Source organism: Novosphingobium sp. LASN5T, assembly GCF_003856955.1.
Taxonomy (GTDB): domain Bacteria; phylum Pseudomonadota; class Alphaproteobacteria; order Sphingomonadales; family Sphingomonadaceae; genus Novosphingobium.
This window is the reverse complement of the sequence record NZ_RQSI01000003.1, coordinates 91632-115396: the sequence shown is the minus strand read 5'-3', so window position 1 is coordinate 115396 and position 23765 is coordinate 91632. Positions and strand designations below refer to the sequence as shown.

Annotated in this window: 24 protein-coding genes; 14 read left to right on the top strand and 10 right to left on the bottom strand. The window is 66.1% G+C overall.

Annotation, left to right across the window (positions count from 1 at the left end; all coding sequences use genetic code 11):
- Positions 1–57: 57 nt before the first annotated feature.
- Positions 58–438 (bottom strand): hypothetical protein, encoded by a 381-nt coding sequence (locus tag EH199_RS04050; protein WP_223806459.1) that lies wholly within the window; start codon positions 436–438, stop codon positions 58–60.
- Positions 422–625, bottom strand: coding sequence for a hypothetical protein (locus EH199_RS04045; RefSeq protein WP_124807981.1), 204 nt, complete (start codon positions 623–625; stop codon positions 422–424). Before EH199_RS04045 ends, EH199_RS04050 begins: the two co-directional genes overlap by 17 nt.
- 95 nt (positions 626–720) lie before the next feature.
- Between EH199_RS04045 and EH199_RS04040 the strand changes: the two genes are divergently transcribed.
- Entirely contained in the window at positions 721–1398 is a 678-nt protein-coding gene (locus EH199_RS04040; protein ID WP_124807980.1) for a S24 family peptidase, read from the top strand.
- 70 nt (positions 1399–1468) lie between these two features.
- Entirely contained in the window at positions 1469–2137 is a 669-nt protein-coding gene (locus EH199_RS04035) for an MBL fold metallo-hydrolase (protein ID WP_124807979.1), read from the top strand.
- 44 nt (positions 2138–2181) lie between these two features.
- Here EH199_RS04035 and EH199_RS04030 read toward each other — a convergent pair whose 3' ends face one another.
- Entirely contained in the window at positions 2182–2571 is a 390-nt protein-coding gene (locus tag EH199_RS04030) for an MAPEG family protein (protein ID WP_124807978.1), read from the bottom strand.
- 214 nt (positions 2572–2785) lie between these two features.
- Between EH199_RS04030 and rpmF the strand changes: the two genes are divergently transcribed.
- The 5 genes from rpmF to EH199_RS04005 all read left to right on the top strand — a co-directional run bounded on the left by rpmF (position 2786) and on the right by EH199_RS04005 (position 5893).
- Entirely contained in the window at positions 2786–2965 is a 180-nt protein-coding gene (gene rpmF / locus EH199_RS04025; RefSeq protein ID WP_124807977.1) for a 50S ribosomal protein L32, read from the top strand.
- A gap of 27 nt (positions 2966–2992) precedes the next feature.
- Positions 2993–4075 carry a phosphate acyltransferase PlsX gene (gene plsX / locus EH199_RS04020; protein WP_124807976.1) on the top strand — a complete coding sequence of 361 codons (1083 nt, stop codon included), beginning with the start codon at positions 2993–2995 and terminating at the stop codon, positions 4073–4075.
- A complete protein-coding gene (locus EH199_RS04015) occupies positions 4075–5049 on the top strand; it encodes a beta-ketoacyl-ACP synthase III (protein ID WP_190287121.1) in 975 nt (324 codons plus the stop codon). Before plsX ends, EH199_RS04015 begins: the two co-directional genes overlap by 1 nt.
- A 107-nt stretch (positions 5050–5156) precedes the next feature.
- Positions 5157–5456: an integration host factor subunit alpha gene (locus tag EH199_RS04010; RefSeq protein WP_124807974.1), complete on the top strand. Its 300-nt coding sequence runs from the start codon at positions 5157–5159 to the stop codon at positions 5454–5456.
- Positions 5453–5893 (top strand): MerR family transcriptional regulator, encoded by a 441-nt coding sequence (locus EH199_RS04005; RefSeq protein ID WP_124807973.1) that lies wholly within the window; start codon positions 5453–5455, stop codon positions 5891–5893. The genes EH199_RS04010 and EH199_RS04005 overlap by 4 nt, the downstream gene beginning before the upstream one ends.
- On the opposite strand, the gene EH199_RS04000 is transcribed toward EH199_RS04005, so the two are convergent.
- Positions 5890–6435, bottom strand: a complete 546-nt coding sequence (locus EH199_RS04000; protein ID WP_124807972.1) for a histidine phosphatase family protein — start codon at positions 6433–6435, stop codon at positions 5890–5892. The genes EH199_RS04005 and EH199_RS04000 overlap by 4 nt on opposite strands.
- A complete protein-coding gene (locus EH199_RS03995; RefSeq protein ID WP_124807971.1) occupies positions 6432–9224 on the bottom strand; it encodes an ATP-dependent DNA helicase in 2793 nt (930 codons plus the stop codon). The genes EH199_RS04000 and EH199_RS03995 overlap by 4 nt, the downstream gene beginning before the upstream one ends.
- Positions 9225–9491: 267 nt before the next feature.
- Between EH199_RS03995 and EH199_RS03990 the strand changes: the two genes are divergently transcribed.
- Together EH199_RS03990 and EH199_RS03985 are read left to right on the top strand one after the other, a co-directional pair.
- A complete protein-coding gene (locus EH199_RS03990; RefSeq protein ID WP_124807970.1) occupies positions 9492–10319 on the top strand; it encodes a flagellin in 828 nt (275 codons plus the stop codon).
- 170 nt (positions 10320–10489) lie between these two features.
- On the top strand, positions 10490–12115 hold the full coding sequence (locus tag EH199_RS03985; protein WP_124807969.1) for a lysine--tRNA ligase: 1626 nt from the start codon (positions 10490–10492) through the stop codon (positions 12113–12115).
- 35 nt (positions 12116–12150) lie between these two features.
- On the opposite strand, the gene EH199_RS03980 is transcribed toward EH199_RS03985, so the two are convergent.
- On the bottom strand, positions 12151–14061 hold the full coding sequence (locus EH199_RS03980) for a DUF885 family protein (RefSeq protein WP_124807968.1): 1911 nt from the start codon (positions 14059–14061) through the stop codon (positions 12151–12153).
- Positions 14052–14729, bottom strand: a complete 678-nt coding sequence (locus EH199_RS03975) for a 2OG-Fe(II) oxygenase (RefSeq protein ID WP_124807967.1) — start codon at positions 14727–14729, stop codon at positions 14052–14054. Before EH199_RS03975 ends, EH199_RS03980 begins: the two co-directional genes overlap by 10 nt.
- A gap of 327 nt (positions 14730–15056) precedes the next feature.
- Between EH199_RS03975 and EH199_RS03970 the strand changes: the two genes are divergently transcribed.
- Positions 15057–15419 carry a winged helix DNA-binding protein gene (locus EH199_RS03970; protein WP_124807966.1) on the top strand — a complete coding sequence of 121 codons (363 nt, stop codon included), beginning with the start codon at positions 15057–15059 and terminating at the stop codon, positions 15417–15419.
- 158 nt (positions 15420–15577) lie between these two features.
- Here the strand turns inward: EH199_RS03970 and EH199_RS03965 are convergent, their stop codons facing one another.
- Complete coding sequence (locus EH199_RS03965) at positions 15578–16630, bottom strand: RcnB family protein (RefSeq protein ID WP_124807965.1); 1053 nt, start codon at positions 16628–16630, stop codon at positions 15578–15580.
- Between the two features lie 193 nt (positions 16631–16823).
- A complete protein-coding gene (ettA, locus tag EH199_RS03960) occupies positions 16824–18497 on the bottom strand; it encodes an energy-dependent translational throttle protein EttA (RefSeq protein WP_124807964.1) in 1674 nt (557 codons plus the stop codon).
- A gap of 135 nt (positions 18498–18632) precedes the next feature.
- On the opposite strand from ettA, the gene EH199_RS03955 reads away from it, so the two are divergent.
- Positions 18633–19970 carry a M28 family peptidase gene (locus tag EH199_RS03955; RefSeq protein WP_124807963.1) on the top strand — a complete coding sequence of 446 codons (1338 nt, stop codon included), beginning with the start codon at positions 18633–18635 and terminating at the stop codon, positions 19968–19970.
- A gap of 120 nt (positions 19971–20090) precedes the next feature.
- Here EH199_RS03955 and EH199_RS03950 read toward each other — a convergent pair whose 3' ends face one another.
- Complete coding sequence (locus EH199_RS03950; protein WP_124807962.1) at positions 20091–21338, bottom strand: acetyl-CoA C-acetyltransferase; 1248 nt, start codon at positions 21336–21338, stop codon at positions 20091–20093.
- Between the two features lie 183 nt (positions 21339–21521).
- Between EH199_RS03950 and EH199_RS03945 the strand changes: the two genes are divergently transcribed.
- From EH199_RS03945 to EH199_RS03935, 3 genes are all read left to right on the top strand, one after another.
- Positions 21522–22733: a M20 family metallopeptidase gene (locus EH199_RS03945; protein WP_124807961.1), complete on the top strand. Its 1212-nt coding sequence runs from the start codon at positions 21522–21524 to the stop codon at positions 22731–22733.
- Positions 22730–23164, top strand: coding sequence for a hotdog fold thioesterase (locus tag EH199_RS03940; protein ID WP_124807960.1), 435 nt, complete (start codon positions 22730–22732; stop codon positions 23162–23164). Before EH199_RS03945 ends, EH199_RS03940 begins: the two co-directional genes overlap by 4 nt.
- Positions 23165–23293: 129 nt before the next feature.
- The gene (locus tag EH199_RS03935; protein WP_223806458.1) at positions 23294–23713 is read left to right on the top strand and encodes a response regulator; all 420 of its coding nucleotides are present in this window, start codon (positions 23294–23296) and stop codon (positions 23711–23713) included.
- The last annotated feature ends 52 nt before the right edge of the window (positions 23714–23765 follow it).

Genomic DNA, 23765 nt, shown 5'->3' with positions numbered 1-23765 from the left:
CCGCGCACCGGGGTTTACCCGGGCGCGGCCCCTTGAGCGTTCAGGCCCCGATCGGTTTCACGATGCTTCCAGCAACAGGATGTCGATGTCCAGCTCCAGCCGCGGGGCGGGCAGCAGGGTGTGGTCTGCCCGCGCCACGCTGGCGTCGGCCACCAGATGGCCGGGGATGTGGAACGGGTGATCGGGCAGCACTGCGATCAGGTGTTCGCCGTCCTCGATCGCCTCGGCCTCGTCGAAGCGCAGCGTGAAGCTGTGGCGCGCGCCGGAAAAGGTCACGCTGGCCCACGGCGTTTCGCGTTGGCTGACGAGGATGGCGCGTGCGCCCGCCAGGGCGCTGAGGGCGTGCCATAGCCGCTCGCCTGCGGTGCGGTGGTGGCGGGCCGGGCGAGAGGCGCGCGGCGCGTCCCGAAACAGGGCATGATCAACCAGCATGGGCATCGCTCGCGAAGGTCTCCGGCTTGTAGTTGTTCATGAAATGTTCTACGCGGGAGATCATTTCGGGGCGGGGTTCGCGTCCGTTGCGCATGTCCATGACCAGGCGGGGGTCGTGCGCGGCCATGCGGCCGAACCGAGTCACCGGCATCCCGGTGCGCAGCAGGAATTTTTCGATCTTGCGGATGAGCACGGTGCAATCTCCCTCGCGAATCCATTTAGGATTTTTCTTATGTTGACGGACAAATCCTACAAATCTAGGAAAAATCCTTCGACAATGGTGGGTGCATGACCGGAACCGATCTTCAGGCCCGTGCACGGGAGCGTCTGCTGGAGCTTGCCGGCGGGCGCGGCGTTAGCCTTTCGGCGCTCTCGGGCCTGCTGGGGCGCAATCCGGCCTATCTCCAGCAGTTCGTGCGCAAGGGCAGTCCGCGCAAGCTGGAGGAGGACGACCGCCGCGTTCTCGCCAATTTCTTCGGCGTGTCGGAAAGCGAGCTCGGCGCGCCGGCCCATGCGGCTTCGGGAAGCGCGGTCGCGGTGGGCGGCGTCGCCCGCGCGCTGGTCGATTGGGCGGATATTCCGCGCCTGCCGCTGGGGGCCTCGGCGGGTCCCGGAGCGCTGGCGCGGGACGAAGCGCCATCGGGCCAACTGCGCTTCTCGGCCCGTTGGCTCAAGGCCCAGGGGCTCGATCCCGTCGCGCTGTCGGTGATCGCGGTGGAAGGCGATTCGATGGAGCCGACCTTGCGCGACGGGGACGAGATTCTCGTCGATCGTACGCCGCGCGCGTTGCGTGCCGGTATCCACGTCATCCGCCTGGACGACATGTTGCTGGTCAAGCGCCTCGAACCCGGCCCTGCCGGCACTATGCGTGTGATCAGCGACAACCCGGCCTATCCGGCCAGCGAACGCGCGATGGGTGAGGTCGACGTGGTCGGACGCGTGGTGTGGAAGGGCGGGCGCCTGTAGCGCGCCGATTATGGCACGGTGGGTGGCTCGTCCCTTGCCAAGCGCCACGCGACCCGCCATTTCCCTTTGCATGACCGAAACCGCCGCGCGGCCGCCGATGAAGGTGGCCATCATCCCCGTCACGCCGCTGGAACAGAACTGCACGCTGGTGTGGTGTACCCGCACCATGAAGGCCGCGTTCATCGATGCCGGCGGTGATCCCGAGCGCTTGAAGGCGGCGATCGCCAAGGCGGGCGTTACTATCGAGAAATTGCTCGTCACCCATGGCCACATCGATCACTGCGGCGTGACCGGCATTCTCGCAAAAGACCTGGGCGTGCCGATCGAGGGTCCGCACGAGGCGGACCGCTTCTGGATTTCGCGCCTGGACGAGGACGGCAAGCGCTGGGGCATCCCCGGAGAGCCGTTCGAGCCGGACCGCTGGTTGCAGGATGGCGAAAAGGTCACGATCGGCGAACTGGAGCTGGACGTGATCCACTGCCCCGGCCACACGCCCGGCCACGTCGTATTCTATCACGCGCCCTCGCGGTTCGCGATCGTGGGCGACGTGCTGTTCCAGGGCTCGATCGGCCGCACCGATTTCCCGATGGGCAACCATCAGGATCTGATCGATTCGATCACGCAGAAGCTGTGGCCGCTCGGCTCCGACGTCACGTTCGTGCCCGGTCACGGGCCGACCAGCACGTTCGGGCGCGAGCGCCAGACCAATTCCTACGTCAGCGATTACGTGCTGGGATAAGCAATGGGCCGGCCGGGCTATGCGCGCGGCGGGCCCGTAATCGGTCAGGCGTCCAGCACGATCGAAACCGCCCAGACGGCAAGGCATAGTTGCGTCAGCATCGTGGTCAGCGTGCCCACACCGCGCAGGAAGCCCAGCGGGCCGCCGTCCATGCCGATGCCGTGCGCCACGCGGCCCAGGATGAAGATCGCGGCGGCGCCCAGCAGGAAGGGGTTGCCGGCGCGCGCCAGCTCGATCCCGCCTACCATCACCAGCACCACCGGCGCGTTTTCAATGAAGTTCAGCTGTGCGCGCATCCGGCGGATCAACGCTTCGTTGCCACCGTCGCCCACGCTGATGCCGGTGGCGCGGCGCACCATGCCGACCCGAATGGTAAGCCAGATATTCAGCAGCGCGGCGGCGGCGGCCGTGCTCAATGTGACAGGCAGGATCATCCTCTCGTCCACTCCCCTTGTTGTCCGCACGATTGCTAGCCCTGTTGCGCTTGCAAAGCACGAGAAATTCCGTATAGGCGCGCCTTCGCCCGCGATAGGGGCGACTCCCGACTTGCCGTTCCGCCGCATACGCGCGCAGGGGTTGTGCGGAAGGCTTGTTTTCCCTATCGCGCCCGTAACAAACAGTTTCGCAAGATCAGGAACAGGTGCCGAAATGGCCGTCCCCAAAAGAAAGACCTCGCCGTCCCGTCGCGGCATGCGCCGCAGCCACGATGCGCTGAAGGCGGAAGCATTCCACGAATGCTCGAACTGTGGTGAACTGAAGCGTCCGCACATGCTGTGCAACGCCTGCGGTCACTACAACGGCCGCGAAGTCATCGCCGTCGGGCTCTGATCCCATCAATTGGGGGGTATTCGCACAATGAGCCTGCCGCGTATCGCTGTTGATGCGATGGGCGGCGATGAGGGCGTGCGCGTGATGGTCGAAGGCGCGGCGCTGGCCCGTCGTCGCCATGATCGCTTCAAGTTCCTGCTGGTCGGGGACGAAGAACGCATCAAGCAGGCTCTCGAAAACCACCCTAATCTGCGCGCGGCGACGGAAATCCTCCATGCGCCCGATGTCGTCTCGGGCGATGAGAAGCCGACTCAGGCACTCCGCCGCGCGAAGACGACGTCGATGGGGCTCGCCATCGACGCCGTGAAGCGCGGCGATGCCGGCGCCGCCGTCAGCGCGGGCAACACCGGCGCGCTCATGGCGATGGCCAAGCTTTCGCTGCGCACCATGCCGGGTATCGACCGGCCCGCGCTTGCGGCGCTGCTCCCCACGATGGGCGAGCACGATCTCGTCATGCTTGATCTTGGCGCGAACACCGAATGCGACGCGCGCAATCTCGTCCAGTTCGCGATCATGGGCGCGGCCTATTCGCGCATCGTCACCGGGCTGCCGGCGCCGCGCGTGCGCCTGCTCAATATCGGCACGGAAGAGACCAAGGGCACAGAGGAACTCCAGGCCGCCGCGCAGCAGCTCAAGGAAGCCAACGCCAGCCTCGCGATGTCGTTCGATGGCTATACCGAGGCGGACAAGCTGTCGCGCGGGGACGTGGATGTGGTCGTGACCGACGGCTTCTCGGGCAACATCGCGCTCAAGGCGGTGGAAGGCGCGGCCCGCTTCGTGGCGGACCTGCTCAAGCGCAGCTTTGCCAGTTCGCTGCGGTCCAAGGTGGGCTTCCTGATCTCCCGCCCGGCGACCGAACTGCTCAAGCATCATCTTGACCCGAACAACCACAACGGGGCCGTGTTCCTGGGCCTCAACGGGATTGTCGTAAAAAGCCACGGCGGCGCTTCGGCGCTGGGCGTGGCCAATGCCGTGGCGGTCACCGCTCGGTTGCTGGAGGAAAATCTGACCGAGCGTATCGCGGCCGACCTTGCCAGCGTCGGTGCTGAGACCATCCGTTCCTCCAGCCGCCGCAAGACTGCCGCCGCGCAAGACGAGACGGCGGCGTGATGATTCGATCGGTGATTACGGGCAGCGGTTCGGCGCTGCCGCAACGGTCGGTCTCCAACGCTGAACTGGCAAAGATGGTCGATACGACCGACGAATGGATCGTCGAGCGCACGGGCATCCGCAACCGCTACATTGCCGGGGAAGGCGAAACCACATCGAGCCTGGCGACCGATGCCGCCCGTCGTGCGCTGGAAGCGGCCGGCGTCGATGCCTCGCGCGTCGACCTGATCGTGCTCGCCACGGCAACGCCGGACCAGACGTTTCCCGCCACGGCCACGATCGTCCAGCACAACCTGGGCTGCAACGGCGGCATCGCGTTCGACGTGGCGGCGGTCTGTTCGGGCTTTCTCTACGCGATGGCCACTGCGGACAGCATGATCCGCACGGGGATGGCTAAGTGCGCGCTGGTGATCGGCGCCGAAACCTTCACGCGCATTCTTGACTGGGAAGACCGCACCACCTGCGTCCTGTTCGGCGATGGCGCCGGCGCGCTGGTGCTGGAAGCGCGCACGGTGGCCGATGATGACCGGCAGGCGCCTGGGATCATTGCCTCGCGGCTTCATGCCGATGGCCAGCACAACCAGTTGCTTTATGTGGATGGCGGCCCGTCGACCACTGGCACGGTCGGCAAGGTGCGGATGAAGGGGCGCGAGGTGTTCCGCCATGCCGTTGTCAATCTTGCTTCGGTGCTGGAAGAGGTGCTGGCGGCATCGGGTTACGCGCCGTCCGACATCGACTGGGTGGTGCCGCATCAGGCGAATTTCCGCATTCTCGACGCGACCGCGCGCAAGCTGGGGCTGCCGGCGGAAAAGGTCGTGGTCACGGTGGATCGTCATGCCAATACCAGCGCCGCCTCGGTGCCGCTCGCCTATGACACCGCGGCGCGCGATGGAAGGATCAAGCCTGGCGACCTTGTGATGCTGGAGGCAATGGGCGGCGGTTTCACCTGGGGTGCCTGCCTCGCGCGCGTCTGATCGCGGAGATTTCATCCGAATTCCCTTCAACCCCAAGGCATTGCATTGCCATGCAGACGTTTTGCATTATGGTGTGACGGAGGGTTTGCATTGGGGGAACCAAACGGATGCGATCGATAGGCACTTTGACCCGGGCTGATCTGGCGGAAAGCATCAACCGGCGCGTCGGATTGTCGCGCGCGGATTCGCTGGACATGGTGGAATCGATCCTGACGCACATGAGCGACGCGCTGGCCACGGGCGAGAACGTCAAGATTTCAGGCTTCGGCACTTTCCTGTTGCGCGACAAGACCGAACGGATCGGGCGCAATCCCAAGACCGGTATCGAAGTGCCGATCACGCCGCGCCGGGTGCTGACCTTCCGTGCCAGCCAGATGCTCAAGGATCGCATCTGCGCCGGTGGATGAGCGGCCGGGGCGTCTCTGTTTTCCAGGACGGCAAGGATCCTGGCGCGCTCCGCACCATCGGTGAGGTGGCCAGGGGGCTGGGCATACGGCCCCATGTCCTGCGGTACTGGGAAGAACAGTTTCCCATGCTGCGCCCGCTGACGCGGGCTGGTGGGCGGCGATATTACCGCGCGGAGGATGTGGCGCTCGTTTCCGAGATCGACCGTTTGCTGCACCGCGAAGGCTATACCATCCGCGGGGCGCGGCAGGCGCTCGGGGGCAAGGCGCGTGGAGCGCGGCCTGTCGCGGTTCCGTTCGTGTCCGATCCGGCGCCGGCCAGCAGCGATGAGCTTGCGCGGGCGGAGGATGTCCTTTCGGCTCTGCGCGTGCTGTACGGCCGTCTGGAAGCGGTGCGCGACGGTCTTGCCGGCGCCCTTGCGGAAGCCGAAGCCGTTTAGTCGATCAAGACTGGTCCCAGCGCGGGGTCGAGATCGCGCGGGCGGGTAAGCGCCACCAACCGCGCGCAGTTTTCGTCAATGTCCGACCAGCGGTCGATATCCAGTTCCAGCACAGCGAAGGTCGCGGTGGGGAACTTCTGTTCCACCACGTCGCGCAACGGGCTGCTGCCGTCGTCGGGCACCAGATCGAAGATCAGGTCTTCCAGGCTGGGATTGTGCCCCACCATCAGGATGCTGGCGGGATCGCCTTCCACTTCGCGCAGCAAGTCCATCAGCGTGGCCGAACTGGCCAGGTAGATGCGCCGGTCCCATTCCACCGGAAAGCCGTGGCCCCACGCCGTGCTCGCCTGCTCGATCGTTTCCGCCACGCGCACGGCGGGAGAGGCGAGCAGCCGGTCGAAGCGCCAACCGCCATCGCGGATGAAGCGCCCCATCACTTGCGCGCCCTTGATGCCGCGATCGTTCAATGGCCGGTCGAAATCGCGCGCGCGCGCGTCGGACCAGTCTGATTTGGCGTGACGGAAAAGCGCAAGCGTCTTCACGAGAAATCCCCGGCAGGTCCGGCGCTGGCGCCGGCGTTGGCGATGGATGCCGAAGCTCCAGAAACACCGCCCGCCACGCTTTGTAAAGCCACATCGAGCGTGACGCGGCGAACGGGCGTGCCGGGCGGAAAGGCGCCCAGCAGGCGCGACGGGAAGGCGGAGGACAGCACCACGAAAAAGCCCCTGTCGTCGGCCGAACGGATCAGCCGCCCGAAGGCCTGCGCCAGCCGCGCGCGGATGATGCGGTCGTCATACGCCTGCCCTCCGCCGGCCAGACGGCGCGCGCGGTGAAGGATGGATGGCTTGGGCCAGGGCACCTGTTCCATCATCACCAGCCGCAGCGAATGGCCCGGCACGTCCACCCCGTCGCGCAGCGCGTCGGTGCCCAGCAGCGAGGCACGTGGATCGTCGCGGAAGATGTCGACCAGCGTGCCCGTATCGATCGGATCGACATGCTGGGCATAGAGCGGCAGCCCGGCGCGGGCGAGGCGGTCGGCGATGCGGCCATATACCGCGCGCAGCCGCCGGACCGCCGTGAACAGGCCCAGCGCGCCACCGCCCGATGCCTCGATCAGCCGGGCATAGGCGCCGGCCAGCGCGGGAATATCGCCCTTGGGCACGTCGGTCACGATCAGCACTTCGGCCTGGCTGGCATAATCGAACGGGCTTTCCGCCGAGAACAGGCGCGGGGTCACGTCGAGCCAGGGCGCGCCGCTGCGGCGGATCGCGCTGTCCCAGTCGCCGTTGTCGGGTGAATCCCCCCGACCGCCACCGGCCCGGTCGCGCAAGGTCGCGCTGGTCATCATCACCCCGTGCGCGGGCGCCAGCACGGTGTTGGCGAACGGCTTCATCGGATCGAGATAGTGGCGATAGAGGCCGATGTCCCACTCGCGCCCGTCGGAGCGTTCCACCGCCAGCCAGTCGACGAAATCGGGATCAGCGGGGCCGCCGAGGCGGCTGAGCAGGGCGATCCACCCGGCGACCAGATCGGTCCGCCAGCCGATGGCGCCGCGCGCGCCCTCGATCCGTGCGCGCGCCGGCCCGTCGAGCCAGTCGGGGCCGTCCTCCATGATCGCTTCCAGCCGCAACGCCAGCCGCGCGAGGGGCTGCCGCAGCGCTTCGAGCGCTTCCTGCGCGCGCCCGGCAACCTCGATGAAGCCGCCGTCCATCTGCGCGATCTCGGTTTCCAGGCCATAGCCGGCTTCCTGCCCGCCGCTTTCATCGCGGGCATGGACCACCGCGCGCGACGCCGCGAGCAGCGCTTCGAGCGGGCCGATCGGCGCGTTTTCCTGCAGCCGCGCCAGCCATCCGTCGGAGGGTAGCGCCTCGGCGGCTTCGCGCGCCTGCGCAATCGCCCGCGCGCCTTCCTCGTCATAGCTCGCCACGTCGGCCAGCCGCGCCGAAAGCCCGCGCCGCCGCCCGCGCGATTTGCCTTCGGGGCCGATCACCCAGCGGCGCAGCTCGATCGTCTCCGCACCGGTGAGTGCGGCGGAGAACGTCGAATCCGCCGCTTCGAACACATGGTGGCCTTCGTCGAACACGATCCGCGTGGGGCGCTGGGCGGCATCGCGGCCCCGCGCGGCGTTGACCATGACCAGCGCGTGGTTGGCAATCACCAGTTCGGCATCGGCGGAGGCGCGCACCGCGCGTTCGATGAAGCATTTGCGGTAGTGCGGGCAGCCGGCATAGACGCATTCGCCACGCTGGTCGGTCAGCGCACTGATCCCGCGCTTGCGGAACAGCGTGCCCAGCCAGCCGGGCAGGTCCCCGCCGATCATGTCGCCGTCCTGGCTATAGGCGGCCCAGCGCGCGACAAGTTGCGCCAGGATCGCCGCGCGCCCGGCGAAGCCGCCCTGCAGCGCGTCTTCCAGGTTCAGCAGGCACAGGTAGTTCTCGCGTCCCTTGCGCACCACCACCGGCGCCTTGCCATGGCGCTCAGCCGGGAACGCGCGCCGGCTTTCGCGCCGCAATTGCCGTTGCAGGGCCTTGGTATACGTCGAAACCCACACGGTGCCGCCCGATTTCTCCGCCCATAGCGAGGCGGGGGCGAGATAGCCGAAGGTCTTGCCGGTGCCGGTCCCGGCTTGCGCCAGCAGCATGTGCGGCTGGCCCGCACCGGTGCCGCGCGACGGGCGCGGCGCGAACATCCCGGCGGCCTCGCGCGCATAGGCGCGCTGGGCGGGGCGCGCTTCGGCGTCGCGCCCGGTTAGCACGGCCAACCGCTGTTCCACGTCCTCCCCGGACAGCGTTACCTGCGCCGGCTGCGGGCGTTCGGCCGTTTCTTCCCATTCGGGCAGGCGCGTGAACAGCCAGCGTTCGGCGCGTTCGGGCCGCCGGATGCGGGGAGCGAGCAGCGTTGCCCAGGGCCAGCGCATCCGCACCAGCGATTGCAGCGCCGTCCAGGCGCCTTCGCGCTCGGCCCAGTCCGGGCTTTCGCACACCGCCAGCAGGGCCTCCGCCGCTTCCTGCAACAGCAGCGGCACGGCATCGTCGCTGGCGGGTTCGGCAAGGTTCAGGGCGTGGGCGAGCCCCTTGGGCGTGGGCACAACGAACCGGGCGGGGTGAACGAAGGCATAGAGTTCGAGCAGGTCCAGCCCGGACAGGTCGGGATAGCCCAGCCGGCTTGCCACCAGCGGGGCGTTGAGCAGCAGCAGCGGCGTATCGGCCGCAGCCATGATCGCGTCGCCCTTGCCGACCGTGCGCGTGGACGGGCTGCCCGTCAGCGAGGCATCGCGCAGCCAGCAGCCGCCATGGCTGGCATGGAGCGCGGGAAGGGTAAGGGCAGCCATCCGTTCCGCATAGAACGGAACTGGAACGCGGGGCAAGCCATGGCCTGTCGCGTTTCCCGATGCGCGGCTGTCAGAAATGGTGAAGATCGGAGATTATTAGGCTAAAACAATCACATGATTGACAGGGGTCATACTGAAGCGATCTTTGCCCGCGGACTACGTACTGACACGGATGCCCTGAAACCCCCCGCTTCCACACCGGTCTTTGCCCCGGGACCAGCAGGTCCGCGCCGGATCGTTCCGGCAGACAGAGTGGAGGTATTTGTCATGACCGTTATCAATACGAACATCAACGCGATACGCGCGGCGAACGCATCCAACAGCGCGACCAAGACCCTGGGCCTTTCGATGGAGCGCCTGTCCACCGGCATGCGCATCAACAGCGCCAAGGATGACGCGGCCGGCCTTGCCATCACCACGTCCATGACCTCGCAGATCAAGGGCATGAGCCAGGGCATCCGCAACGCCAACGATGGCATCTCGCTGGCGCAGACCGCCGAAGGCGCGCTGGGCGAAGTGACCAACATGCTCCAGCGCATCCGTGAACTGGCGAACCAGTCGGCTTCGGGCACCTATCAGGACACCACCGACCGCGTTTACATGCAGACCGAAGTGACCGCGCTGACCGAGCAGATCGGCAGCGTCTTCAGCACGGTCAAGTTCAACGGCAACGCGTTGTTCAGCACCACGGCCGGCACCGACGTGTCGATCGACATCCAGGCGGGGGCCAACAGCGGCGATACCGTGACGCTGACCAGCACGGCCATCGATGGCACGAACCTGGCCGCAGCCGCGCTCGACGTCACCACGGCGGCCAAGGCCGTGACCACGATGAGCAACGTGGAAGCCGCGCTTTCGGATGTCAGCGCGACGCGCGCCTCGCTGGGCGCGGGTCAGAACAGGCTGGAATCGGTGGTGAACAACCTCACCAGCAACGTGACCAACCTGTCGGAAGCGCGTTCGCGGATTCAGGACACCGATTACTCGGCCGAAACCACGGCGCTGGCGAAGTCGCAGATCCTCAGCCAGGCATCGACCGCGATGATCGCACAGGCCAACCAGGCCCAGCAGACCGTCCTGACGCTGCTGCGCTAAAGGCTCTCCCCCGCGTCTTGCGCCGCAGCGCGGCCGCCCCGCACCCTGGCGGGGCGGCCGTTCTTTTTTGGGTTGCGCGGCGCGGTGTCCTTCCCACGATCGGGCCACGTCGTCAGCGGCGCCAGCTTTTCCTTGCGCAAGCGGGGCAGGCGGGCGAAAGGACGCCCGCTATGACCGACACCGAAACCCGTCCGCCGTCCGTGCTCGAAACCGCGCAGGTCTCCAAGGCCTGGCCGTTCGAGGAAGCCCGCAAGATCGTGAAGCGGTATCCGGGCGGCAAACGCGATGCCGCCGGAAATCTGGCGCCCGTGCTGTTCGAGACGGGGTATGGCCCTTCGGGCCTGCCGCACATCGGCACGTTCCAGGAAGTGCTGCGCACGACGCTGGTCCGCCGCGCTTACGAAGCGCTGACGGGCGGCCACCCGACGCGCCTCGTCGCCTTTTCGGATGACATGGACGGGCTGCGCAAGGTGCCCGACAACGTGCCCAACAAGGGCCTGCTCGCCGCCTATATCGGCCACCCGCTGTCGCGCATTCCCGATCCCTTCGCCACGCACGAAAGCTTCGCGCACCACAACAACGCGATGCTGCGCGCGTTTCTGGACCGCTTCGGCTTCGACTACGAATTCGTCTCGGCCAGCGACCGCTACAACGCGGGCGGTTTCGACGATGCGCTGAAGAACGTGCTGCGCCATTACGACGCGATCATGGGCATCATGCTGCCCACGCTGCGTGAGGAACGGCGCAAGACCTATTCGCCGGTCCTGCCGGTTTCGCCGACCAATCATCAGGTGCTGCAGGTGCCGGTGGACGTGGTCGATGCGGAAGCGGGCGTGATCCGGTTCGAGGACGTGACCGGCGAGATGGTCGAACAGTCGATCCTGGGCGGGCGCTCCAAGCTGCAATGGAAGGTCGACTGGGCGATGCGCTGGGTCGCGCTCGGCGTCGATTACGAGATGTGCGGCAAGGACCTGACCGACAGCGTCACGCAGTCGGGCCGGATCGCGCAGGTGCTGGGTGGGCGCCGTCCCGAAGGACTGATCTACGAGCTGTTCCTGGACGAGAAGGGCGAGAAGATCTCCAAGTCCAAGGGCAACGGGCTGACGATCGAGCAGTGGCTTGACTACGGCAGCGAGGAAAGCCTGGGCTTCTACCTGTTCCGCGAGCCAAAGAGCGCGAAGTCTCTGCACGTTGGCATCATCCCGCGCGCGGTGGACGAATACTGGCAGTTCCGCGAGAAGCTGCCCGCGCAGCCGATCGAACAGCAACTGGGCAACCCGGTGTGGCACCTGCTGCGCGCCAACGGCGATGCCGCCGGGGCGGGCGAGAAGCTGCCGGTCACTTATGGCCTGCTGCTCAATCTGGTGGGTGTGCTCGGCGCGGGCGCGACGCGCGAACAGGTCTGGTCGTATCTTGCCAACTATGTGGAGGATGCCGATCCCGCTGCGCATCCCGCGCTCGATACGCTGGTGACCTGCGCACTTGCCTACAACCGCGATTTCATCGCGCCCACGCTTCGCCGCCGCAAGCCGGAGAACGGCGAGATCGCGGCGCTGACCGCGCTGGACGAGGAACTGGCCGCCGCCAGCGCCGACACCACCGCCGAGGAATTGCAGAACATCGTCTACGAGATCGGCAAGGACCCGCATTACGGCTTCGAGAGCCTGCGCGACTGGTTCAAGGCGCTTTACGAGACGCTGCTCGGCTCCAGCCAGGGGCCGCGCATGGGCAGCTTCATCGCGCTCTATGGCATCGAGAACACGCGCAAGCTGATCGCCGAGGCGCTGGAAGGCTGAGCGCGCACTTTGGAGCCGACGCGCCGCCCTCTCGACTATCCCCGCTGCCCCGCGATCCAGCGGTCGACCTTCGCTTCCAGAACCGGCATGGGCAGCGCGCCGCTGCCCAGCACCTGATCGTGAAACGCGCGAATGTCGAAGCGCGGGCCGAGTTCCGCTTCGGCCTTGCGGCGCAGGCGCTGGATGGTGAGCGCGCCGATTTTGTAGGATAGCGCCTGCCCCGGATTGGCAATGTAGCGTTCGACCTCGGCGGTCGCATCGCTGCGACCCATGCCCGAATTGGCGAGCATGTAGTCGATCGCCTGTTCGCGCGTCCACCGCTTGGCGTGGATGCCGGTGTCCACCACCAGCCGCATGGCCCGCAGCATCTCGTCGTCCAGCGTGCCCCAGTGCTGCATCGGGTCCTTGTAGAACCCCATCTCGTAACCCAGCGTCTCGGCATAGAGCGCCCAGCCTTCGACATAGGCGGTATTGCCGCCGAAACGCTGGAAATCTGGCAGGCTGGCGTTCTCCTGGGCCAGGCTGATCTGGAAATGATGCCCCGGCGCGCCTTCGTGGAGGTAAAGCGTGGTGATGCCCGTCAGGAAGCGGCTTTTGAGGTCGTAGGTGTTGTAGAAGAACACGCCCGGCCGGCTGCCGTCCGGCGCGCCCTGGCTATAGCTGCCGCCGGCTTCGTAGCGCGCGCGATAGGCGGGGTAGGGCTGGATCAGCAGCGGCGTGCGCGGCAGGTGCAGGAAATAGCGCGGCGCCTGCGCTTCGACTTTGCGGCCCACGGCGCGAAAGCCCTCGGCAAGTTGCGCGTCGGTCCGCGGATGGTATCGGGGGTTCACCCGCAATTCGTCGAAGAACGCCTTGAGCGGACCGGCATAGCCCAGTTCCGTCTTCACCCCTTCCATCTCGCGCTGGATGCGCGCCACTTCACCTAGGCCCAGATCGTGCACCGCATCGGGATCGAGCGGCAGGGTCGTGTGATTGCGGATGAGCAGCCGATAGAGCCTGTCTCCGCCTTTCATCGCCCACAATCCGGCATCCTCGCGCGCGACAGGGTAGTATTCCTCCGCGAGGAAAGCCCGAAGTTTGTGATAAGCGGGGTACACCGATTGACTGATTGTCTGCCGGAAGGCGGCGGCGCTGCGCCGTTTGGCGCCGGTGCCATATCGCGCGGGATACTGCGCGACGGGCGAATAGAACGGGGATCGCTGGACCGGCTGCGCCAGGATCGTATCGATCTGCGCGATCATGTTGCGCACGGTCAGGCGGGATTCGATCGCGCCGCCTGCCATGCCTTCGCGGAAACGGGCGATGGCATGGTCGAAGACCTGCGGCAGCGCCCGGTCACGCGCCAGAAGCGCGTCGAAATCGGCGGGCGTTTCCAGCGGGACAGGCGTTTCGGACGAAGCAAGGCCGGGAAACTCGACGTGAAAGCCGCCGAAGTGGTTGAACGGCCGAACCGCGGTGAGCGCCTCCACCTGCGGAGCCAGCGCATCGCGTTCCTGGAGCTTGGCATCGCGGAACACGTCGTAGGAAATGCGGTGCGCGTCATCGAGCTGATTGCGATCGATCCTGTCCAGCCGGGCCAGCGTGGCAGCGTTGGTTTCGCGCAGGCGGTGGACGATTTCCGGCGTGAACAGCAGCAGGAAGCGGTCGAGCGGAATCTGTTCGCCCTGTTCCAGCGCACCGAGCGGGTCGAGCGCCTGTTCCGCCCGGCTGTCGTCCATGAACAACCGGTCGAGCGCCAGGGCTGCTTCGCTTTGCCGGACAAAGCCGGCCTTCGCGGTGGCTTGCGGGACGGGCCGATCTGCCAGTGGGGAGGTCTGCGGGGCGCTTGCCGCTGCCGTCAACCCCAGGGCAAGGACCAATGCGGTGCCGCGAAGCAGGCGCCAGCTTGCAGCCCCTCTTGCCGGAACCGTCGGGTTTGCCGTGCCCGCCCCCCGGATCAGCCCCATGCGCGTGTCCGGTACCACTTGGTGAGGACGTACTTGGTGCCTTTGACGACCGGCCGGCCGGCATGAAGGCTGTTGGGGTTGGGAGTGCCATCCACGGCCATGTTGTTCCACACCAGCAACGCGCCGCGTTGGGGGGGAATCGACAGGTCGACCTTTGGGAAATCGGTTGAACCGCCTTCCTCGACGGTGTTGAGATAGGCCATGGCGGTCCAGCTTCGCTGACCCCCACGCCCCATCTCCCGATCCCAGAACGGCTGGGCCGGATTAAAATGGTCAAAATGGGGACAAAATTCCTGTCCGGGGGTGTAACGTTGCCCCTGAATGGTCTCTCCGGTGTCGGGATCGAGCCCCACCAGGTCATCGATTCTGCGCTGCAACATCAGGGTGAACGGGTCCCACGGATCGACGTCGCCGGAGTAGCTGGTGCGGCCCCCGCTGCGGTTGCCATCGTAGGTAAGCGATGGGCGCGCGACGTCGTCAATGGTCGCGATCAGCCGCTGGCATTCCGCTTCGGAAAGGAAGTTGGAAACTCCATATATTTCAAGACCTTCAACCGGAAGGCGATAGGCCGCAGGATCGGCATCCAGACGGGCGCGAACGGTCTGGCCGATACGCTTGAGAAGGGCGGCGTCCGGATGCGGACGGGACTTGCGAGACAGGGAGATCATGGGTGCCGCTTTCATGACCCAAGGCGGGACGGGGAGCAAGAGGCGTGGGCGCCTTGTGACGGATGTCACACCCCGCGTTCAGGGGCGATTTAAGGTTAATGCGGTTTTGATCCGATCCGGTGGCGAGCCGTTGCCAGTCAGGGCAAATACTGTGAATATTGGCGTAGGAAGAAGTCGTTAAATAAATACCGGGAAGTAGGAATCGAAGTCCTAACTTTGCGGAAGGGTCGAATTGGAATGCTATGCCTAATAGCGGGCAAGGAATTCTATGTTCTTCTTTCGCTAATTTGGGATGACCTACTTTTGATATAGGGAGGTCGTATTCCATTGGAAGCCCTGATCGATACTGAGGCCGAAGCTTATCGGCTCGCTCAAGCCCTGTATAACTTGCGCCGTAAGCGCGATTCCGCCCTGGGGCCAAGGCGGATTTTCGGCGAGCCGGCGTGGGATATACTTCTGGACCTGTACATCGCCAGCAAACGCGGCATGGAAATCCAGGTTTCCAGCGTGTGCATCGAGGCCGGTGTCCCTTCCACCACCATCCTGCGGTGGATTGCCCGGCTGGAAAAGGAAGGCCTGCTTTACCGCAAGGCTGACCGGGGAGATGCGCGCCGCCGCTTCGTGCGCCTGACCGATGAAGGCCATGCCGTCATGCGGCGCGTGTTGCGCGCGATCGGGCCGATCAGCTGAGAAGCGGCGGACCGCGGTGATTCCCGACGGTCGCTGCGAGCCGTCGCTGGCGCGTTCCTGAAGCGTTCGACCCGCCGGTTGGCACGGGCCACCGGCGGGTCGTCGCGTCTTTAGAACCGGCGGTTTCCGGCCTGGATGTCACCAGAAGTATCTGGGCGTTACCAGAAGAAATCGTAGATCACGTCCACGACCTCGCCGGAATAGACATCTACCAGCAGGACGTCGTTGTAGTAGCGAACCCAGCGATAGGGGCCGTACACGTCCGGCAGACGATAGGACCACGGATCGTTGATCCAGTACTGGTTGCCGAAGAACACGCTATCCAGGAAGAAGCCTACCCTGAGGCGGCTGTACGAATACCCGCGATAGGGCGCATAGTAGGGCCGGGACCGGAAAATGCTGCGGTTTTCAGCACGATAGCCGCGCCAATCGTAGCGCCGGTCACGCCGCCAGTCGCTGTTCCAGCCACCGCCATTGTTCCAGCGTCCGCGGTCCCCCCGCCAGCTTTCACCCGAGCGCCAGCCGTCGTTGCCGCGCCAACCATCGTTGCCACGCCAGCGATTGTCCCGCCCGCGATCGTATCCGCGATTGTCGTTCCGCCACTGGCCGTTGCCATAATGGACGCCCACGCCATCGCGATAGGTCGGCCCGGGGCGGGCATTGTCGGGACGCGGGCCATCGGGCCGGGGACCGCCCGGGCGCGGGTTCGGATTACCGCGCTGCCAGTCGCCATTGCGGCCTCCCTGCCAGCCGCCCCCCTGCCAGCCACCCCCTTGCCAACGATCACCGCGGTCCTGCGGCGCCGGACGGACGCCACCATCGCCGCCTCCCTGCCAGGAGCGGGGCGCGCGTGGCGCCTGCTGCTGGGGCATGGAGGGTTGCGATTGAGGACGATTCTGGTTCCAGCCGCCCGGATTGCCGCCACCCCAGTTGCGTTGCGGCTGAGGTTGGGGCTGGGGCTGGGGCTGGGCCTGTTGTGGAGCGGGGCGATTCCAGCCGCCTCCACCGCCGCCTCCACCATTGCCCCCTCCGTTCCAGCCGCCACCCCGGTTGCCACCACGGCCCGGACCGGGCTCAGTCCCGCGCGCCTCGCGCCCCGCGCCGCGCCAGTCGCCCTGCTGGGCGAAAGCGGCCGTGGGAAGCGCGGCCACCGTCGAGGCGAGCGCGGCTGCTGCCAGCAGGCTGTTCCTGAAGAATGTGATCCCGGCCATGGCCGCTCTCCGATGCACCTGTGGTCACGGCCCATCCCGTGACGTCATGTGACACAGTGTTACCGGAGTCGCGCTGTCGCGCCGCTGAACCGCTTGCAAGGGCATTCGTTCAGCTTTCCCGAAACGGCACAGCGAAACGGGGCGGGAACCGTGCTCCCGCCCCGCACCGTGTTTCAGGCTCCGCCGATGGAAATCAGCGTGTCAGTTTCTTGTAGGCCAGCGCGGTGGGCCGGTCGGCCGCGTCGCCCAAGCGACGGCGCTTGTCTTCCTCGTAAGCCGCGAAGTTGCCTTCGAACCATTCGACATGGCTGTTGCCCTCGAACGCCAGGATATGCGTGGCGAGGCGATCGAGGAAGAAGCGGTCGTGGCTGATGACCACGGCGCAGCCGGCGAAGTTCTCGATCGCGTCTTCCAGCGCCGCCAGCGTTTCCACGTCGAGGTCGTTGGTCGGTTCGTCGAGCAGCAGCACGTTGCCGCCGGCCTTTAGCATCTTGGCCATGTGCACGCGGTTGCGCTCACCGCCCGAAAGCTTGCCGACGTTCTTCTGCTGGTCCGGACCCTTGAAGTTGAACGCGCCGACGTAGGCGCGCGTCGACATGTCCTGCCCGTTGACCTTCATGTAATCGAGGCCATCCGAGATTTCCTGCCACACGTTGTTGGCCGGGTTCAGGTCGTCGCGGCTCTGGTCGACATAGCCCAGATGGACGGTCGAACCGATTTCCACCGAACCGGTGTCTGGCACTTCCTTGCCGGTCAGGATCTTGAACAGCGTGGATTTGCCCGCGCCGTTCGGGCCGATCACGCCGACGATGCCGCCGGGCGGCAGCATGAACGACAGGTCTTCGAACAGCAGCTTGTCGCCATAGGCCTTCGAGATGTTCTTCACCTCGATCACCTTGCCGCCAAGGCGCTCGGGCACCTGGATCACGATCTGCGCCTTGCCGACCGGACGGTTGTCCTGGGCGTTCTGCAGTTCCTCGAACTTGCGGATACGTGCCTTGGACTTGGTCTGGCGCGCGGCCGGGGTCTGGCGGATCCACTCGAGTTCGCGCTGCAGCGCCTTCTGCTTGCCGCTTTCCTCGCGCTCTTCCTGGGCCATGCGCTTGGCCTTGGTTTCGAGGTAGGTCGAGTAGTTGCCCTCGTAGGGGAAGTACTTTCCGCGGTCGAGTTCGAGAATCCAGCCCACCACGTTGTCAAGGAAGTAGCGGTCGTGGGTGATCATCAGCACCGCACCGGCATAGTCCTTGAGGTGGTTTTCCAGCCATTCGACGGATTCGGCGTCAAGGTGGTTGGTCGGTTCGTCGAGCAGCAGGATCGAAGGCTTCTGGATCAGCAGGCGGGTCAGCGCGATGCGGCGCTTTTCACCACCCGAAAGGCTTGCCACCGACCAGTCGCCGGGAGGGCAGCGCAGCGCTTCCATGGCGATTTCGAGCTGGTTGTCGAGCGTCCAACCATCGACCGCGTCGATCTTGTCCTGAAGCTCGGCCATCTCCGCGCCCAAGGCGTCGAAGTCGGCGTCTTCCTCGGCCATTTCCATGCCGATCTGGTTGAAGCGCTCGACCATGTCCGCCGTCGCGCGCGCACCGTCCTTGACGTTTTCGAGCACGGTCTTGCTCTCGTCGAGCTGCGGCTCCTGCTCGAGATAGCCGACGGTGATGTTCTCGCCCGGCCATGCTTCGCCGGTGAAGTCCTTGTCGATCCCGGCCATGATCTTGATCAGGGTCGATTTACCGGCGCCGTTCGGGCCGACGATGCCGATCTTGGCGCCCTGATAGAACTGCAGGTTGATATTGTTCAGCACCGGCTTCTGTGCGCCGGGGAAGGTCTTCGTCATGTCTTTCATGACGTAGGCGTATTGGGCGGCCATGATCGTTCCTTGGTGGAATGGCGTGCGAACTCGGCACTTGATGCGGCCTCTAGCCAAGCGGGAAGGGCCGGGCAAGCGGGCGTTTTGGCGGATAGGGTGTTGGCAGGAGAGCACCCCAAAGATAGGAGAGGTTTCATGCGAAACAAGCTCCGCGCGCTCGCGCTCTCCGCCGCCTTCGTTCCCCTCGTTGCCGCGCAGGCGGAACCGCCGAAGGACGATGTCGCGTGGAACATCGTGGCGGGGCTGACCACCGATGTCGGCCCGCGCCTTGCTGGCAGCGAGGCAGAGGCCCGGGCACGGGTATGGGCGTCGGAAAAGCTGAAGGCGCTGGGCTTCCGCAATGTCGCGGTCGAGCCGTTTCCCATCCGCGGCTATGTGCGCGGCGTGGATCGCGCGCGGCTGGTAGCGCCGGTGCCGCAAAATCTGGCCGTGACCGCGCTAGGCTATAGCGGCACCACGCCGGATGCCGGGATCGAGGGCGAACTCGTCTATTTCCCCACACTGGACGCGCTGAAGGCCGCGCCGGACGGCTCGCTCGCCGGCAAGATCGCCTACATCGACCACGCCATGCGCGCGGCGCAGGATGGCAGCGGCTACGGCCCCTATGGCAATGCCCGGCGGCAGGGCCCGGCCATTGCAGCGCGCAAGGGCGCGATCGGCGTCGTGATCCGCTCGATCGGTACCGACAGCCACCGCAACCCGCATACCGGTGCCACCAACTGGCCCGACGACGTGAAGCCGATCCCGGCCGGGGCGGTTTCGAATCCCGATGCCGATCTGATCGCGCGCACGGTGGCCGGCGGCAAGCCGGTGCGCATCGCGCTCACGCTAACCGGCAAGACGGCAGACAACCTGCCTTCCGGCAACGTGATCGGCGAACTGCCGGGCAGCGATCCATCGCTGCCGCCGATCCTGGTCGGCTGCCATCTCGATAGCTGGGATCTCGGCACTGGCGCGATCGACGATGCGGCCGGCTGCGCGATCGTGACCGCTGCCGCGCTGAAGGCGCAGGAAGGGGGCAAGCTCTTGCGCACGATCCGCGTGCTGTGGGCGGGGAGCGAGGAACTGGGCGGCTTCGGCGGCCAGGCCTATGCGGACAAGCATGGGGAACCGCACGCGCTGGCGATGGAAAGCGATTTTGGCGCGGATCGGGTGTGGCGCGTGATCACGAAGTTCGCCGCGGGCAACAAGGCGCTGGGCGATCGCATCGCCGTCGCACTTGCGCCGATGGGCATCGTCGCCGGCCATGGCGAGGTGGAGGGCGGAACCGACGTGGGCTTCGTGATCGCCAGGCAGAAGCTGGCCGTGGTCGATCTCAACCAGGACGGCACGCATTATTTCGACCTGCACCACACGCCCGACGATACGCTCGACAAGGTCGATCCGCAGGCGCTGGCGCAGAACGTGGCGGCGTGGACGGCGGTGCTCAAGGTCGTGACCAACGCGGCGGAGCCGATCCAGCCGGTCGAATGACGCGCGGCATGTAAAGCGCGTCATCCCCGCGAAAGCGGGGATCTCGTGAGGTCGGGCGGTGCCTTGTTCCCCTGTAAAGGCCTGAGGCCCCCGCTTTCGCGGGGGCGACGGTGTACTGTATCAGATCCGTTCGATGATGATCGCGGGCGCCATGCCGCCGGCGGCGCACATGGTGACGAGACCATAGCGGCCGCCGGTGCGCTCCAGTTCGTCGAGCGCGGTGCCGATCAGGATCGAGCCCGTGGCGCCGATCGGGTGGCCCAGCGCCATCGCACCGCCGTTGGGGTTCACCTTCGACCGGTCGAGGTCGAGATCGCGGATGAACTTTTCGGCGACCACCGCGAAGGCTTCGTTGATTTCCCAGACGTCGATGTCGTCCTTGGTCAGCCCGGCCTTGGCGAGCACCTTCTTCGCCGCCGGAACCGGGGCGTTGAGCATAAGCGTGGGATCGTCACCCTGGTTGGCGTAAGCAACGATGCGGGCGCGGGGCTTCAGCCCGTGCTTGTCGGCATAGTCCTTCGAGGTGACGAGGATGGCGGCGGCGCCATCCACCACGCCCGAGGAGTTGCCCGCGTGGTGGAAATGCTGGATTTCCACGTCGGGATAGCGGCGGTTGATCTGCTTGCGGAAGGTGGTTCCGCCAAGGTCGAAATCGGCCAGTCCGGCGAAGCTGGGCTTGAGCGCGGCGAGGCCCTCGGCGGTGGTTTCGGGGCGGGGGAACTCCTCGCGATCGAGCGCGACCGAGCCGTCCTCGTTATAGACCGGCACGACCGACTTGGCGAAGCGGCCTTCCTTGATCGCCACGTCGGCGCGCTGCTGGCTGACGAGCGCGAGAGCATCGAGCGCTTCGCGGCTGATGCCCTCGATCGAGGCGATCGCATCGCCGCAAACGCCTTGGTGCGATTGCGGGTGAATGGCGTCGAGCGCCGCATTGCCCGAACCCATGCCCAGCGGCTTGATGCCGGCATTGGCCTGTTCCGCGCCGTGGGCGGCGGTGAAGCTCATCATTTCGGTGCCGCCGGCGATCACGCAGTCTTCCATGCCCGACATGACCGAGGCACAGGCGAGGTTCACCGAGGTAATGCCACCGCCGCAGAACCGGTCGAGCGTGGTGCCGCTGGCGGTGATGTCATAGCCGGCGGCCAGCGCCGACATGCGGCCAAGGTCGCCACCCTGCTTGCCGACCTGCGACGAGGTGGACCAGATGATGTCGTCCACGGTGGAGGTGTCGAGGTGGTTGCGGTCCTTGATCGCCTTCAGCACGGTGGCGGCAAGGTGCTGCGGATGCAGGTGCGAAAGCGCGCCCTTGCCGGGCTTGCCCACGCCGCGCGGCGTGCGGACGGCGTCGATGATGTAGGCTTCGGCCATGGTCAGTCTCTCCCTGTGGCGGTGCCGGGCAACGGTGTCCGGCGGCGCGCTGGATGAAGTATTTAATCGATCGATTAATACGCGTGAGCGGTCTCTGCAAGTCCAATTCGCCGGGCGCAACCATGCGGCATCCGCATCCGCCCCTCTCGACACCGTTTCGGCGGCGTGCCTATGATGTCCGTCATGCTCACCGACCAACTGCTCGATCAGGCGCGTGGACTGTCCGAACGGATCGTCTCCTTGCGCCGCGCGATTCACGCCGAACCGGAACTGGGTCTGCAGACGCCGAAGACGCGCGACAAGGTGCGCGCCGCGCTGGCCCATCTGCCGCTCGAATGGCGGGAAGGGCCGTCCACCACCGGCCTTGTCGCCACGTTGAAGGGCGGCGCGGGGGAAGGGCGCACCGTGCTGCTGCGGGGCGACATGGATGCCCTGCCGATGCCCGAGGAAACCGGGCTGCCCTATGCCTCGACCATTCCCGGCGCGATGCACGCCTGCGGGCACGATACGCATACCGCGATGCTCGCCGGCGCCGTCGAGCTGCTGGCGGCACGTCGGGAAAGCTGGGCGGGCGAGGTCCGCTTCATGTTCCAGCCGGGCGAGGAAGGCTGGCACGGCGCGCGCTTCATGCTCGAAGACGGTCTGCTGGGCGGTGATGATCGCCCGCTGCCCGAGGCGGCGTTCGCGCTGCATATCATGCCCAACAGCCCGCATGGCCTTGTTGCCGGGCGTGCAGGCCCGCTGATGGCCTCGGCCGACCAGTTCGAGATCGTGGTTCGGGGCAGCGGCGGCCACGCCTCCATGCCCCATTACACGCTCGATCCCGTGCCGGTTGCCTGCGAGATCGTGACCGCGCTGCAGGCCATGGTCACGCGCAAATTCCCGGTCGCCAATCCCGTCGTCGCCACCGTGGCCAAAGTGGAGGCCGGCACGGCGCACAACGTGATTGCCGATACCGCGACGCTGGGGGGCACGCTGCGCACGCTCTCGCCCACCAACCGCGAGGCTCTGCGCGAGGGATTGCGCACGCTGGCGACGCATATCGCCGCCGCGCACGGCATGACGGCGGAGGTTACCCTGACGCCCGGTTTCCCGGTCACGGTCTGCGATGCTCGCGCGGTCGATCTTGGCGAAAAGGTGGCGCGGCAATTGCGCGGGCCGGATGCGTTTCACCGCCTGACCGACCCGATCATGGGGGCGGAGGATTTCTCCTACGTGCTGGAAAAGGTGCCGGGCGCGATGTTCTTCCTGGGCGTTGCGCACGAGGGGACCGACTGGCGGCACGCCTGCGGCATCCATTCGACGCGGATGGTTGTGGATGAGGCTGTTCTTCCATTGGGAACGGCATTGCTGGCGGGATGTGCCGAAGCGTTTCTGGCGGAAGGTTTCGCATGATCTGGTGGAATGGGGAGATGCCCTCGCTCGAGCGGCTGACGCGCATGGGCACGAAGGCCATGCCCGCGCTGCTGGGTATCGAGTTCGACGATTGCGGGCCGGACTGGATCCGGGCGCGAATGCCGGTGGACGAACGCACGCACCAGCCGTTCGGGCGGCTGCATGGCGGAGCTTCGGTGGCACTGGCGGAAACAGTCGGCTCGATGGCGGCGGCGATGACCGTCGATCCGGACAAGTTTGTCGGGGTCGGGATGGAGATCAACGCCAACCACGTTCGTCCCGTCCGCGATGGATGGGTCTATGCGACAGCCCGGCCGGAGGCGCTGGGCAGAACCACGCACGTCTGGTCGATTCGCATCGAGGACGGGGAAGGCCGGCTGGTGTGCGTTTCACGCCTGACCGTGGCGATCATTCCGCTCGACCGGAAGTAACGTGCCGCCAACTATCAACACGGTCGCTGTCAAAATTTACCGTGTGCTGGAACCATCCGGCGGGAAAAGCATTGTCGGCGGTATAGAAGACCAGCGGCAATGCGGCCGCGCCCGGGACAAATCGGTTTGGTGACGCAGGACAACAGCTATTCGGGCATGACCGGTGCCGGTGACCATGAAAGTCCCAAGCGGATTCTGGTTCTGGACGACGAGCCGTTGATTCTGCTGGATCTGGAATGCGCCGTCGCTGATGCCGGGTGCGTGCCGCTGACCGCGCTTGAGCCTGACGAAGCTCTTCAAATCCTTGATGTCGAGCCGGTCTGCGCGGCCATTCTCGATGTGTCGCTGGGGCAGGGCAAAACCTGCGAGCCGGTCGCGCGGGCGCTCGCGGCGCGCGGCGTGCCCTATGTGCTGCATACCGGGGACGTCGAGCGGCTGGACATGGCGGTGCGCGATCTGGGCGGGATTCTCGTGCCCAAACCGACGCCGGCCTCCGTCGTGGTGACGCGTGCCCTGCAATGCGCTCGCGGTGACGCCCGGCAGATATGAACCACCCGCGTTAACCGTCACTGTCTTGCAATCGGCCTGCCGCAGGGCAACA